The sequence below is a fragment of the Tessaracoccus flavescens genome (assembly GCF_001998865.1).
In the GTDB taxonomy this organism is placed as follows: Bacteria; Actinomycetota; Actinomycetes; order Propionibacteriales; family Propionibacteriaceae; genus Arachnia; species Arachnia flavescens.
On record NZ_CP019607.1, the window covers coordinates 3,352,189 to 3,366,326 of the forward strand.

The window sequence follows — 14,138 nt, forward strand, 5'->3', positions numbered from 1 at the left end:
CGCGACTAGGCTGAGCCTGTGACGTTCGAACCAACCGCCGTGATCCGCGCCGAGTCGAAGCGGATCGCCGACGTCCTGATCGACCTCGACCGCGGCACCCCGGTGCCGACCTGTCCCGGCTGGAGCGCCTCGCACCTGCTGTGGCACGTCACGGCGACGCAGCTGTTCTGGGGTTCGGTGATCGCCTCAGGGTCCACCACCGAGGAACAGGTGCAGGAGATCGAGTCCCACCTGCCCGTCCAGCCGACCGCCCGGGCCGAGATCCTGCTGCGCAGGGAACGGGCGACCGAGGACCTGCTCGCGGCCCTGCTCACCGGCCCGCTGGACGCGCCGTCGTGGACCTGGTTCGGTCCCGACCAGAGCGTCGGGTTCAGCCAGCGGATGCAGACCCACGAGACCACCATCCACCGGGTCGACGCCGAGCTGACGGCCGGTCTTCCCGTCTCTCAGATCCAGCCCGACGTGGCGGCCGCCGGGATCGACCACGTGATCGACGTGATGTGGAACTGGATCCCCGACGAGGCAGACCGGACGCCGCTCGGCATCGTGGAGCTGCGCCCGAGCGATGCCGCGCCGCGCCTCATCGAGCTGGTCCGCTGGACGGGCCGGCGTTGGGGGAGGGGGTTCACCGATCAGATCGGCGCTGTGCGCGCCCCGGCGGACGCCCAACCGACCGCCGTGGTCGAGGCCTCGGCGCACGAGCTCGACCTGCTGGTCTGGTCGCGCCCGGCCCGCGTGGCGAAGTCGGGCGAGATCCAGCTCCTCGCCGCCTTCGACGAGTTGATCGAGTTCGGCATCCAGTAGGTGGGTCTGCGGTCCGGGATCCCGTCCGCACAGACGCCCCGCCGACTCGCGTCGACGGGGCGCCAGGGGAGTCGAGGCTCAGTCCCACCGCCGCAGCAGACCAGGCACCCATCCGGGCGCGCTGTCGTCTCCAAGGAGAATCCAGACGTGTTTCGCCGGCCCGCCCTCGCGAGCCGAGGAGGGTGAGGGTGACGCACTCATCCGCGCGACCCGTTCCCACAGCGGGCGGGCGGTTGGCGTCCCACTTTCCCCATGCCCCAATCGAACCCGAGTTCCACACCTGCCCCGGAATTCGAGGCCCGCTGGCCGTCGAAGCCCTTGTCAACTCCCTATTGATGGCTGCGATCGGGGCACTAACGAGAGGTTCAAAATCGTCAGCAGCGTCGGCCAAGTTCGCCTCGAAAGGAACGATGAGATCTGGCCGGCGGCACTGGCGAGCGTCGCTTTGCGGACGGTGCACCGGCGCGGGATGGCCCGAACGACGTCGGGATAGCCCGAGCGACGTTGTGGCGACCGAAGATCGGCCATGCGACCTCGCCCTGGACGCAGTTGGCCTGCGGACCGTCAGCATCGGGCCACACATTCCGCTGGGATCCGGATGCAGCCGCCATTCTGACGCGAATCCGGGAGGCTGCGCTGGGCACTAACGGTGTGGAACTCAGGTCGAACTCCCGTCCGTTAGCAACGGTCAAGGCGGTGCGATAGGGACCGGCGGAACGGGGATGTCAACTGGCCGCCCACTGAGCTGAGCTCAGACCCCGACCTCTTGAGGGAGGCCAGGTGGTCGGACAGCCAGTCGGTGCACTCGGGCAGTGAAGGATGTGGTCGATGTCGCCGTTCCAGGTCGCAGCCGCCACGTGGTCCCCCGTGCTGATGGCGAACACCTTGGGGCGGGAGGGTAGTTCGTCCGAACTGAGCAGTTCACCCACCTGCTGTACGGCTTCGCCGGCTACGAGGACCAGGGCTGCCCGCTGCCAGTCCGTCGCGCTGACCTCCGCTATCTCGCCCCACTTCACATCAAGCGGCGCCGGTTCCACTCGTGCGCGATCGCGAGGATCTCGCGGCGGCGGGTGCGACGCCAAGACTACGGAGCATCGGAGTGGCCGGGCATCCTCACTGCAGCCGCCAACGCCGTCTGGGCCAGCAGCGTCTGCGGCACGGAGGTCTCCCAGGCGTGCGAGCCGCGACATGCCTGGATGGCGGCGTGGCAGGCCTTCAACACCTCCGCCGGCACCAAGGGTCCCTCCACAGCGCTGAACACGTACGGGTCGACGTCGTGGAGTGCCCCGGTCTGCGGCCGGTTCTGCTCGATGATGAGGGAACCGTCGAGCGACGCCAAGGCACCGGGCATCGACAACGCAACCGCAGCTCGCGGCACCGTGGTGTGCTGTTGGTCTTGGTCGTGCGTGCATCGTCTCGCGTGGACCGACTACTTCGGGGACTCCCTCGCCGGTGCCATGGCCGCTCGATTCTGGTGGGCGGTTCGGAAGGCGACGGTCATCCACCCGAAGGTGAGGCCCAGCAGGGTGTAGGTGACCTGGGTTGTGGCGATGGCTGCGAAGGTGGCCCCTGGGACATACAGCATGCAGGCGAAGAAGGTGCCCGCCCCGACGAAGACCGCCGGCACCAGAGTGACCAAGTCCGGTCCTAGCTCGAGGTACATGACGAGGGGAATGAGCAGCAAAATCGCCATTGGGGAGGCCAGGAACCCGAACGCCCCCAGCCAGTCGCCCAGAACGAGCACCCCGATGGAGTATAGGATTCCGATCACGACGCCGATGAGGGCTTTCGCTCCACCGCGCACCGTGGAGCCCGCCAAGAAGTATGTAGCCCACGCGAGGAAGGCGACCCAGGTGAAGCCGAGGTTGTCCGCTGGGGGGACGGCGTGGCGCAGTATCTGGTCAATGCCCTGAAGGACGGAGCTCTGGAGGGCGACGAAGATCGCGATGGGCACAAACCGACGGGGGGTCATCCTTGTGCGTCTCCCCCGGGAAGCTGGTCGATGCTGGTCGGGTACGAGGGCTGGGCCCCCTGGCCTGTACACGCGTATGCCCCCACCCTTACCGCGAGTTTCGCGGCGTCAACGAGGGTGTCGCCGTTGGCGAGCGCGCTGGCGAGGGCGCCCACGAAGGCATCACCGGCCCCCGTGGTGTCGACCACGTCCACCGTCGGAGATGCCACGGGTGTGATCCCGGACGCGTCGGCCACGAGCGCGCCGCGGGATCCGCGCGTCATTACGAGGGAGCGGATGCCATGATCGACCAAGGCAGCCACGACAGCCTCGTCCTCCATGCCCGATGCGGCGCCCTGACTCAAGCGGGCCAGCACGATGCGGCCCTCGGTCTCGTTCACGACCAACGTATCCACCGCCAGCAGGCGGTGGAGAGCCAGTTCGATGGCAGGTGCCAGGTTGAGCAGGACCGGACTGCGGGCCAGCTCGATCGCCTTCTCGATTGCGGCGGGCGGGATTTCACCTTGGAGGACCACCAAGTCGGCCTGCTCCAGGGTAGAGCGGAGTGTCTCGATCCGGGCTGCTGTCACGTGGGCATTGGCCCCCGGGGTGACGACAATCACGTTCTCACCGTGGTCGTCGACCGTGATGAAGGCCATGCCACAGGGCCCGTCCGTGACCAGCAGGTGAGTGAGGTCGACTCCGGCGGCCCTGAGTTCCCGGGTGGCGACCTCGGCGTAAGCGTCGCGGCCCACCGCGCCGACCATGGCCACGGTGGCGCCAAGCCTCGCTGCGGCGACGGCTTGGTTGGCTCCCTTGCCGCCGGGGTTGATCTCCGGCCCTGACCCGGTCACGGTCTCGCCGGGGGCGGGTATCCGCTGGGTGCGGACGGTCTGATCGACGTTGATGGACCCTACAACAAGCACCCGCGACCCGGGCCGAGGATAGGCATTCATGGTGACGACTCCCTTGTGTCGATCGGTGCGGTTGAGAAGGGTCGGGTGCGGCCGGCTTGACGGCCGCACCCGACCTTACGGGTGCGTCAGCGTGATTCCACTGAGGCAATGGCGTTGACGACCAGGTCCCAGAACCGCTGGTGGTCCAGCTGGACCGCGACCTGGGTGGTGCAGCCTTCGGGCGCCGGGGCGCGGAAGTCGGCCACGGTCATCCCGACGGTGAACTCGCCGCGGAGTTCAACGTCCAGGGGAGCCTTGCGGGTGCTGACCACGGACGGGTCGATCAGGTAGGCAACAGCGCAGGGGTCGTGGACCGGCGGGTTCTCGAACCCCTGCTGCTCCTGGTAGGCTTTCCGGAAGAAGCCGAACAGGCCCAGGACGAACTCGCTGCACTCCGAGCCGATCGCCCCGATCTGGTCCTCCACCGCGGGGGTGGCCAGTGCCTGGTGTGTCAGGTCGAGTCCCACCATCGTCAGCGGCCACGGCTCGTTGAAGACGATGTTGGCGGCCTCCGGGTCGACGATGATGTTGAACTCGGCGACGGCGCTCCAGTTGCCCGTGTGGTAACCCCCACCCATCAGGACGACTTCCTGGACCCGCTCAGCGATGGCGGGCTCCTTGCGGACGGCCATGCCGATGTTCGTCAGCGGGCCGGTGGGCACCAGGGTGATCGTGTTGGGCGCGTTGTTCATGATCGTGTCGATGATGAAGTCAACGGCGTGCCGGGAGCCGACCTCGGTCACCGGCTCGGGGAGGTCGACCCCATCCAGTCCGCTGTCCCCGTGGATGGCCTCGGCGACCTCCACCTTCCGGACCAAGGGCCTCGCGCAGCCGGCGTAGACGGGGACTTCGGTGAGGCGGGCGACACGGAGAACGCTCAACGCGTTCCGTGTCACCTTGGGCAGGGTCTGGTTGCCCCCCACCGTGGTGATGCCGACCAGGTCGATAGCCGGATCACCTCCGGCGAGGATGATCGCGACCGCGTCGTCGTGCCCGGGATCGCAGTCCAGGATGATCTTGCGTGCCATGTCAGTTGCCTCCCTTGTCGGATGCATGGACCTCGGCGGGCTTGGGGATCAGGAGCGACGCCAGGAGCGCGAGGACCACGATGACCGCGCCGGTGGCGATCCCGCCCATATAGCCGGCCCGGGGGCCCGCCTTGTCGGTCACGATGGTCGACGCGGCGAACAGGACCGCGAAGCTCAGCCCGGCGCCGAGGTTGAACGCCCCGGAGTTCATACCGGGCAGGTAGCCGGGGTTGTCCTGCGGGCTGAGGACAATGCCCAAGCCGTTCAGCATGATGTTCGTCATGCCCGCGTAGGTGATGCCCACGAAGATCGAGATGAACAGCAGTAGGAACAGGTTGGGGGTGGCGGCCGTGAGGATCGCGACACCGAGACCGATCACGGTTCCGATGAGGCCGATCTGCAGCACACGGTTGTAGCCGAGGCGTCCGGCCAGCTTCCCGGATACAGGACCCATCAGCAGGCCAGCGAAGGCGTACGGGGTGAGGGTCACCCACGACACGGTGTCGGCTGGCAGTCCGGCTCCGATGTTCGTGTCTTGGCCGAGGTTGGGGATGAGGCCGTTCATGACCGCGAATACGCCTGTCATGGTGAGGGTCGTCGTGAGCAGGAGGGCCCACGTGCGCCGCTGCTTCATGTAGGTGGTGGAGACCAGCGGGTGCGCCACCTTCTTCTCGATGTTCCAGAAGACCACGAATCCGACGGCACCGACGACGAGCAGGATGGCGACCATGGTCCAGTTCGCGGCACCGAGCTTGCCCGCCTCGTTGAGCGCGATCAGCGTAGCGCCCAGGGCGAACACGAGGGGCACGACGCCCTTCCAGTCCATGGGTGGGGTCTCGACCGCCTTCGACTCACGGATGAAGAACGCGACGGCCGCGACCGCAATCAGGCACACCGCGGACATCACCCAGAAGATCGAGCGGAACCCGAAGTTGGCGGCCAACCAGCCGCCGGCCAGCGCATCGATGCCGGCGATGCCGCCGTTGATGGAGGCCAGCACGGCCATCAGCAGGGCGTACTGCTTCCCGTTCGGGACCTCCACCCGGAGCATGATGAGGCTCATCGGGACGATGGGACCGGCCACGCCCTGGATCACGCGACCGATGAAGAGCACCAGCACAGACGGCGCCAGGGCGGAGATCGCGCATCCAATCGCGGTGACGGCGAGCATGCCGATCATGACCTTGCGGCGTCCGATCAGGTCACCCCATCGGGGCATGAACAGGGAGAACAGGGCGGCAGCGGTGAAGAAGGCCGTCTGGGTGAGCCCGATCTCGGCGGTGGTCGCCTGCAGTTCCCGTTCCATGGTGGCCAAGGCCGGCGACAGCATCGAGGCGTTGAGCTGGAAGGCGAAGATGGCCGCCAGCAGGGACAGGACGACGGGGAGTACTTGTCCGGTCGACAGCCGGTCTTTCTCGCTCTGGATGCTCGTCATGCCATGACCTCCTTGCCTGTCTCGGGAGAAGCGGATGGAGTGAGCGGGGGTTCGGTGGCGCCCGGGCAGCGCAGAACGCGCGCCGACAGGGCGTGGGCAGCCAGACAGCTGGCCACTGGGTCTCCCCCGTTGGTGAGATAGGCCGAGAGGAAGCCCGCGTTGAACGCGTCGCCGGCGCCGGTCAAGTCCCGTACGTCGTCGACCGGCTTGACGGGCACGCTGGCGAGGAGCTTTCCGGCCTGGAAGACGTTCGTCGAATCCTTGCCCTGCCGCGCCAGCAGGATCGCGTCACCAAACCGGTTGAGATTGGGACCTGGGGTGTCGCCATCGGCCAGACTGAGGTAAGCGCTCTCATCCTTGTTGGCAGAGATGAAGTCCGGCCCGAGCTCGGCCATCAGGCCGAGGAACGCCGGGATGCCGAAGTGGTCGATCATGCCGGTCGAGGAGACGTCCATCGACACCTTCCCGCCCCGCCGCTTAACCTCCTGGACAGCCTCACGGACCGCTTCGGCGGTGGACCCTCCCTCGAACGAGTAGGCCGTGATGTGCAGGATCTCGATGTCGTCCAGCCATGACGGGTCGAGCGACTCGAGCCGGTTGCTCGCACCACGGCTGGGGAACATGAGGCGTTCACCGTCCTGGTCGATCAGGACCACGATCATCCCCGTTGAATCACGGACCTGCATGCGCACATCCACACCGCGCTGCTGAAGTTCGGTGGTGAGGACCATCCCGCCGAGGTCGTCCCCCACACAGCCAATGAAGCGCGTGGGATACCGCGGGGCGGCGAAGGCCGCGACGTTGGCGGCGGACCCGCCGCGCTGCATGCGCACCTCAGACTTCGTGTCGGTGGCATGGCGCACGTCCTCGAGCTGCCACACGACGACGTCTTGGACGACGTCACCAATCACGCCGATCATCGGTCACCGACCACCATCGCTGTGGCGATCGCGAGCGCGACGCGGACGTTGTTGTAGTACAGGGCCACGTTGGCGTCGAGGCTGCGACCCTCGGTGGCCTGACGGATGAAGTCAAGCAGGAACGGGGTCGAAGCCTGGCCATGAACGCCCTGCTCCTCGGCGGCAGCCCAAGCCCGCTTCAGCACGGCCTCCAGCTCGGCGGGGTCGAGCTGCTCGTCGGCCGGGACGGGGTTGGCGACCAGCACCGCACTGTCGATACCCAGACTCCGCTGGACCTCGACCATCGTGGCCACCTGCGACGGCTCATCCACGCGAGCGGTCAGGTCGTAGCCGGAGTCCACCACGTAGAAACCGGGGTACCGGTTCGTGCGGTAGCCCACCACCGGGATGCTCAGGGACTCGAACCGCTCAAGCGTGGCGGCGATGTCCAGGATGGCCTTGGCGCCCGAACTCACCATGACGATGGGCGTCTGCGCCAGCGAGTAGATGTCCGCGGACTCGTCAAACGTCTGCGCCGCACCGTGGTGGACCCCACCCAGGCCTCCAGTCGCGAACACATCGATGCCCGCGGCGCGGGCCAGGTGGGAAGTCGAAGCGATCGTCGTGCCAGCGTTCTTCTTGGAGACGGCGGTGTACGCGAGGTCGCGCACGGACGCCTTGGTCACGTCGTCGTCGTACGCCAACTCGTTGATCTCCTCCGGCGACAGGCCGACGACGGGCTGGCCGTGAACCACGCCGATCGTGGCGGGCACCCCGCCACCCTGACGCACGATCTCCTCCCCACGCATCGCAACCTCAACGTTGCGGGGCCGGGGCAGACCGTGGGTGAAGATGGTGGACTCGAGCGCCACGACCGGCTGGCGGCTGGCGATGGCGTCACGGACCTCGTCGGAAACGCGGAGGGCGTCGATCTTCATTGAACTGTTCCTTCTCTGTTGGAGTCGCCCCTTCTTGGGACACCTCCAAGCTACGAGATGAGTTCATGTCCGTGAAGAATCATTAAGGCATAGCATGATAGCTTTCATCTATGAAGGTCACGCTGGTGCAACTATCCGCATTCGCCACGCTCTGCGACACACTTCACTTCACTCGCGCGGCCGAACGGCTAGGCCTCAGCCAGCCGACAGTGAGCAAAGAGATGCGCACGCTGGAGCGTGTGCTAGGGCTACAACTGCTGGCTCGCTCTGCCGGCGGGACGCGGCTAACACCCGCCGGTCAGGCGCTCGAATCTCACGCGCGATCAGTCCTGGAACAGATCGACGGGCTCATGGCCGCAGCAGCCCTTGAGCGGCGACGCACGCAGCGCCAGGTCACGATTGCAGCATCGCCCAGCATCGTGAACCACCTCCTGCCCGAGACTCTTCGCCGAATCGATGACGTCCAACTGGGGATCCGCGCGTCAGCTCTTGAAGTTGAGACCGGCGGTGTCATCGAGGCCGTCGAGAGCGGTCATGCTGACATCGGCATCGGCCACTATCTCGCGAAGACGCCCAAGGTGATAAGGCGACGACTTGGCGCCGACGAACTCCTGGTCTTGATCCACAGCTCGCTCCTTCAGCCGACGAGAACGAGTGTCGCCCTGAGCGAACTGCCACAATTGCCCCTGCTCATGTGGCCCCGCGAACGAAGCCCCGACTACTACGACGCCATGGTTGACGCCTGTCGCGCACGCAGTCTTGAGCCGCTCATTTTGACCGGCACCACACGCCTCTCCGGCTCATGGTCGTACTTCCTGTCCGACGCTCGCGCCTTCGCCCTCGCCACCCGCGACTACGCAGAGAAGGCGGCCCACGGAGACCTAATAGCACTCCCTCTTGAGCCGCCAGCCTTCGTACCCCTCGATGCGGTCTGGAAGGCCAAGCCGACCGGGGAAACCAAGCAGGTCCTGGAGATCCTGTTCGAGGTCACAGAAAGCCGCCGCCGCATTTGAATCGCGCGGGTGATCCGCCGACGGACATCCGGGCTGTCCAGTCTGGTGGCACGAGAGCGGGACCGCCGGGGTTGAAGGAGCAGATCTGATCGACATCATCGCCCAAGCGCCAGTTATCCCGATCGAGCACACCTACGACGTCTTCAACCTGTGCTCAGTAGGGCTAAACTAAACGGGGAGCCAGGGTTTGATGAGATGCGGGCCGGGCTGGACGCCGTCATGTCGGCTCGGGAGGGCGACAGTGCAGTCGCAGCTCGATGCCGTGACCGGGGCATGCTGCTCTACAAACAGGACCGATACGTGGAGGCGCTGACCGAGTTCCACGACGCCAAGCGGCGGTGGCTGAACGGCGACAGCATCGAGGGAGCGATCCTCGCGATGCAGATGATCGCCCGCTGCTACGGGCTGCTCGGCCTACACCTTGCCGCCAAGCAGTACTGGATGGCGGCGGCCAGCCTGTCCGACATGGATGGCGCGCAGGCTCGCTACGTCGCCCGCGCCTTCGAGCAAGTCGCCATAGGCGCCTACCAGATGGGAATGTGGCTCGACTCTGCGGCCTTCACCCACGCTGCGCTCCTCGCGAACCGCGCACTTGTAGCCAACGCCAACGGTGGCGGCCCGGAGGCCCTGCCGAGCCTCGATGCGCACGCGATCTACACGACACTCGCCGCCAACCGTTACTGGCCCCAGGTCACCGACACGCTCAAAGCCGCGTTCGGGGGCACCGCCTGGGCCACTGACCTACCCGAGGTCGCGCAGTCCGCGGGCGAAGAAGTCGACTGGTCGGAGGCGGAGTTCTCCCAGCTCGTCGCTGATCAGCTCCACGCGCAGCCGTTCGCTGACGCGGGCCCCATCCGCACCTATCAGTTCGGGATCCTCGGCGGAACATGGCGGATCAAGTGCAGCAACGCCAAGGCGGACGTGCTGGCCGCTGAGCGCCTCGGCGCCGCCCTCCAGGTTGTGCTCTGCGACCTCGCAGGCACACTCCCATACGTCCTGTGCGGCGACACGACAGTCACCGTCAGTACGGAACCACCCGACGACCCATACCGGCCCATAATCCAGGACGTCGGCGGCCGATCGCTTGAGGTCACCGCCCATGTAGACGCGTTTCAGGGCAGGGACAGCTACGACGAGACGATGCTCCTCACGATGGTCACCGAACTCGTGTTTCTCATCTCCGCCGAGGACCAGAGAACAACGCTGGCGCACATCACGGGTCGAGGCGACGCTCTACTCCGCAAGGTCTTCGTCGCCGGCCCCTACGATGAGATCGTGTCGCTGCTGCGTGACCAGCACTACGAAGCGTGTGCAGCGCTCGAATCCGTCTGCCCGTCCGCGACCGCGATGCCTGAGTCACACCCCCAGCTCGGACCGCTCTCCAGTCCCGCGCCTGACTACAACCCAGATGAGGCCATCGAACGCATCACCAACTCCTACAAGAACCTCACCGACCACCTGCAAGCCACCCTCCCCGTGCTCAAGGAAGATCCGGCGTATCAAGACCTTGTACGGCGGCTCCACGAGGAGGGGTGGCTCGACTGGCAGATCCTGCAGGGCACCGCAAACGCCGCCTTCACCCATCGCGCCACACTGACGACAGGCATGGGCCAGATGACCGCAAACGCCCGTGAACGAGCGGCGCTTCGCGCGGAAAAGGAAGGCGCGCCGGCGCTCCCCGCTGCTGTCTTCACCGAAGGTGCAGTGCGGTCCGGTCTCGACACCGCCGTCCTGATCGTGGCCATCAAATCAGTCGCCCTTCACGTTGACCAGCTGGTGCAGCGTGTGGCGGATCTCCACGAGATCGGCCGCGTCCTCCATCACCTGGTCGATCGGCTTGTAGGCCGCGGGAATCTCGTCGATGAACGCGTCGGTGTCGCGGTACTCGATCCCGACCATCGCCTCGCGCAGCTGCTCCCGCGAGAACGTCTGCCTCGCCTTGGAGCGCGAGAACGCGCGTCCAGCGCCGTGCGGGGCGGAGTTCAGCGACACCGGCTGCCCCTTCCCCTCGACGACGTAGCTGGCGGTGCCCATCGATCCGGGGATCAGGCCGGGCAGCCCTTTGTCGGCCTTGATGGCTCCCTTGCGGGACACCCAGACGTCCTTGCCGAAGTGGGACTCGCGTTCGGTGAAGTTGTGGTGGCAGTTGACGCGCTCGAGTTCGACCACGTCCTCACCCATCGCCTTCGCGAGTTCGGCGACGGTGCGCTCCATCATCTCCTCACGGTTCAGCAGGGCGAAGTGCTGCGCCCACTTCAGTTCCGAGATGTAGCGGCCGAACTCGCGCGTGCCCTCGACGAGGTAGGCGAGGTCGGGGTCGGGCAGGTCGATCCACCACTGCTTCGCCAGCCGCTGCGCGACCTTGATGTGGTGCCCGGCGATCCTGTTGCCGACGCCACGCGAACCCGAGTGGAGGAAGAGCCAGACTGCGCCCGTCTCGTCGGCCGTGACCTCGATGAAGTGGTTCCCCGAGCCGAGCGAGCCGAGCTGCAGCCTCCAGTTGCCCGCGTAGTCGGCAGGGTCGAACTCGGCCTTCGCCGCGCGTTCCTCGAGGTCCGCGATCCGGGGTTCGGCCGTCTCGGTGATCCGGGAGTTGTAGTGACCTGCCGACAGGGGGATCGCGCGCTCGATGCCGACCCTGAGTGCAGACAGGTCACGCGCCGCGACCTGGTCCTTGGTGAACTGGGTGCGCAGCGCGATCATGCCGCAGCCGATGTCGACGCCGACGGCCGCCGGGATGATCGCACCGAGCGTTGGGATGACCGAACCGACGGTCGCGCCCTTGCCGAGGTGGGCGTCGGGCATCAGCGCCAGATGCGGGTAGACGAAGGGCAGCGACGCGGTGGCGCGGGCCTGGTCGAGGGCCTTCTCGTCCAGGATGCTCGCCCACGAGATGAGCCGCTTGCTGAGGTGTTCCATGATTCCTTCCAGAGTGGTGTCAAAGAGTCTTCAGACCCGGAACACCCATGTGCGGATCGGCCGCGGATACACATGAGGCCCCGAACCTGAACGGTTACGGGGCCGAAAAAGATCAGTCGTTGATCAGCCGCGTTCCGCAGGGGACGACGAGGTACGGAAGTTGCCACGCGGGCAATCCGTCACAAAACGCTGGCTTTGCAGCATCGTCACTCCTGGGACTCACACGCGCCGGTCGACGCGTGGGACGAAACGGTAGCCTGCGAAACGGTGCAGGGTCAAGGGGGAGCGGTGCCCTAAGGTTGATCACATGGGCGAGGTCTGGCGGACCCTTGCGGCCGCCCTCAGGCTTGATCCCGCGTTGTTCACGCGGGTCGACCACGCCGCGCTCACCCTCCTGTGGCCCGGGCTCGGCGTCGCCCTGCTCGCCGCCGCCTCCACGATGCTGGGGCACATCGCGATCCTGCTGCTGAACAAGATCCGAGGCTGGCGGCTGCTCACGAGCCTCCTGCTCAGCGCGCTCGCGCTTGCCGTGCTGCACGTCGTGCAGGCCGCCATCACCTGGGCTGTCGCCTCGCTCGTGCTCGGCCCGATGCCGCTGATGCCGCTGATCATCGTCGGGCTGATCTCCACGGCGCCGTTGACGCTGAACTTCGCGACGGCCCTTCCCCACCTCGGACTCCTGCTCGGCCGCGTGCTCGAGGGGTGGAGCTTCCTCATTCTCGTCTTCGGTGTGGCGAGTGCCTTCGAGACCCGGTTCCTCTGGGCGCTCGGGTTCACGCTGGCTGGCTGGCTCGTCATGCAGCTGCTCTCCCGACTGGCGCAGCGGCCCCTGACCTGGATGGCGTCGCGGCTGTGGAGCCTCGCGACCGGACGCCCGACGATGGTCACCGCCCGCGACATCCTGGCGGGCACGCCGATCACGCCCGTCTCGCGGCCGGAGGAGGTCGCGCCATGATCGTCTGGGCCCTCGGCGTCGCCGTCGTGATCCTCTTCGCCTTCGTGCTGCTCTCGCCGCTCGAATCGTTGCGATGGTGGGCAGACAAGGGCGAGGTCGAGGTGCGGCGCAGCTTCGAACTGCTGCCGAGCGAACACCGTCAGGAGACGACATCGCACCGCTTCGTCGTGTACCTCTCCGGGGTGGGCGTCCTGGGCGGTGACGGGTTGTCGCGCCGTGAGGAGGCCTGGCTCGAGTCGCTGCGGGAGGCGCTGCCCGACGCGGTGATCGTCGACGACGTCTTCCCCTACGCCGTCGACAACCGGGGCCTGCTGCAGCGGGCGACGGAGTGGCTGTGGAGGCGGCTCGACTCGATGCGGCGCCAGTGGCGAAGCAACCCGCTCGCCATGCTGATCAACGTGCGCAACATCGCCAAGGTCCTCGTCTCCGCCGACCCCAGATACGGCCCGACGCAGAGCATCGGACTCGCCCAGGAAATCTGGCGCTCGCTGCAGCGGCACGGCTACCGCCCGGGAAGCGGCGACCGGGTGACGCTGATCGGCTTCTCCGGCGGGGCGCAGATGGCGCTGGGCGCCGGCTGGTTCCTCGCGGGCCTCGGCGTCCCGACGTCGCTGATCACCATCGGCGGCATCTTCGGCGACGATCCCGGCCTCGACCGGATGGGCCACATCTGGAACCTGACCGGCACCTCCGACCGTCTGCGCCACCTCGGCACGGTCGCCTTCCCTGGGCGCTGGGTCACGGCCCCGCTGTCGGCCTGGGGTCGAGCCAAGCGCGAGGGTCGCGTCTCGTTCGAGAGCATCGGCCCCATGCGCCACGACGGCGGAGGCGCCTACTTCGGCCGCAGCCGCACCCTGCCCGACGGCCGCAGCTACGCCGACGCCACCCGCGACGCGGTCGTCGACATCCTGACCGACCCGCTCCGGGCCTGACGCGGTGGACGGCTCACCGGGCTCATGACGTGCACAGATCTACGGTGAGCGCGTTTGGTGCCATTGGTGGCGCGAGTCGCGCTCCTTGTAGATCTGTGCACACCACGTCAGCGAAGTCGAGCCGTGCTCGCCCCCGTCAGCGAAGTCGATCTGGGCTCGCTCCGCCATCCCGGAACTGCGAGCCCGCCCGGCGGCTTCGGCGCTCAGGCAGGGTTGAGGTCCTTGCTTCACCGAGCGACGGAATCGACAGTCAGCCACGGCACCCCGACCCCGGCTGCCGAAGCGCCCATCGCTGTTCACGATCCGGA

General features: G+C 67.0%; 14 protein-coding genes. 4 read left to right on the plus strand and 10 right to left on the minus strand.

Annotation, left to right across the window (positions count from 1 at the left end; genetic code table 11):
• Window positions 1–18 precede the first annotated feature (18 nt).
• Window positions 19–804, plus strand: a complete 786-nt coding sequence (locus BW733_RS16180) for a maleylpyruvate isomerase family mycothiol-dependent enzyme (protein ID WP_077352127.1) — start codon at window positions 19–21, stop codon at window positions 802–804.
• Between the two features lie 1,084 nt (window positions 805–1,888).
• Here the strand turns inward: BW733_RS16180 and BW733_RS16185 are convergent.
• From BW733_RS16185 to BW733_RS16215, 7 genes are all read right to left on the minus strand, one after another.
• On the minus strand, window positions 1,889–2,155 hold the full coding sequence (locus BW733_RS16185; RefSeq protein ID WP_152024763.1) for a hypothetical protein: 267 nt from the start codon (window positions 2,153–2,155) through the stop codon (window positions 1,889–1,891).
• A 78-nt stretch (window positions 2,156–2,233) separates the two neighbouring features.
• Window positions 2,234–2,758 (minus strand): DUF1097 domain-containing protein, encoded by a 525-nt coding sequence (locus BW733_RS16190; protein ID WP_161490268.1) that lies wholly within the window; start codon window positions 2,756–2,758, stop codon window positions 2,234–2,236.
• A gap of 14 nt (window positions 2,759–2,772) precedes the next feature.
• Complete coding sequence (locus BW733_RS16195; protein ID WP_077352133.1) at window positions 2,773–3,711, minus strand: ribokinase; 939 nt, start codon at window positions 3,709–3,711, stop codon at window positions 2,773–2,775.
• Window positions 3,712–3,797: 86 nt separating this feature from the next.
• Window positions 3,798–4,739: a uridine-preferring nucleoside hydrolase UriH gene (gene uriH, locus BW733_RS16200; protein WP_077352135.1), complete on the minus strand. Its 942-nt coding sequence runs from the start codon at window positions 4,737–4,739 to the stop codon at window positions 3,798–3,800.
• A 1-nt stretch (window position 4,740) separates the two neighbouring features.
• The gene (uriT, locus tag BW733_RS16205; RefSeq protein WP_077352137.1) at window positions 4,741–6,174 is read right to left on the minus strand and encodes a uridine transporter UriT; all 1,434 of its coding nucleotides are present in this window, start codon (window positions 6,172–6,174) and stop codon (window positions 4,741–4,743) included.
• Window positions 6,171–7,094, minus strand: coding sequence for a carbohydrate kinase family protein (locus tag BW733_RS16210; protein ID WP_077352139.1), 924 nt, complete (start codon window positions 7,092–7,094; stop codon window positions 6,171–6,173). Before BW733_RS16210 ends, uriT begins: the two co-directional genes overlap by 4 nt.
• On the minus strand, window positions 7,091–8,011 hold the full coding sequence (locus BW733_RS16215) for a pseudouridine-5'-phosphate glycosidase (RefSeq protein WP_077352141.1): 921 nt from the start codon (window positions 8,009–8,011) through the stop codon (window positions 7,091–7,093). Before BW733_RS16215 ends, BW733_RS16210 begins: the two co-directional genes overlap by 4 nt.
• Before the next feature lie 110 nt (window positions 8,012–8,121).
• Between BW733_RS16215 and BW733_RS16220 the strand changes: the two genes are divergently transcribed.
• Window positions 8,122–9,024: a LysR family transcriptional regulator gene (locus BW733_RS16220; protein WP_077352143.1), complete on the plus strand. Its 903-nt coding sequence runs from the start codon at window positions 8,122–8,124 to the stop codon at window positions 9,022–9,024.
• Between the two features lie 414 nt (window positions 9,025–9,438).
• Here the strand turns inward: BW733_RS16220 and BW733_RS18045 are convergent, their stop codons facing one another.
• From BW733_RS18045 to BW733_RS16230, 3 genes are all read right to left on the minus strand, one after another.
• Window positions 9,439–9,672, minus strand: coding sequence for a hypothetical protein (locus tag BW733_RS18045; protein ID WP_152024764.1), 234 nt, complete (start codon window positions 9,670–9,672; stop codon window positions 9,439–9,441).
• Window positions 9,673–9,765: 93 nt separating this feature from the next.
• The gene (locus tag BW733_RS16225; protein ID WP_152024765.1) at window positions 9,766–10,236 is read right to left on the minus strand and encodes a hypothetical protein; all 471 of its coding nucleotides are present in this window, start codon (window positions 10,234–10,236) and stop codon (window positions 9,766–9,768) included.
• Window positions 10,237–10,773: 537 nt separating this feature from the next.
• Window positions 10,774–11,943 carry an RtcB family protein gene (locus tag BW733_RS16230; protein ID WP_077352147.1) on the minus strand — a complete coding sequence of 390 codons (1,170 nt, stop codon included), beginning with the start codon at window positions 11,941–11,943 and terminating at the stop codon, window positions 10,774–10,776.
• A gap of 307 nt (window positions 11,944–12,250) precedes the next feature.
• On the opposite strand from BW733_RS16230, the gene BW733_RS16235 reads away from it, so the two are divergent.
• Complete coding sequence (locus tag BW733_RS16235; RefSeq protein ID WP_077352149.1) at window positions 12,251–12,898, plus strand: hypothetical protein; 648 nt, start codon at window positions 12,251–12,253, stop codon at window positions 12,896–12,898.
• A complete protein-coding gene (locus BW733_RS16240) occupies window positions 12,895–13,830 on the plus strand; it encodes a type IV pilus biogenesis protein PilM (RefSeq protein ID WP_077352151.1) in 936 nt (311 codons plus the stop codon). The genes BW733_RS16235 and BW733_RS16240 overlap by 4 nt, the downstream gene beginning before the upstream one ends.
• The last annotated feature ends 308 nt before the right edge of the window (window positions 13,831–14,138 follow it).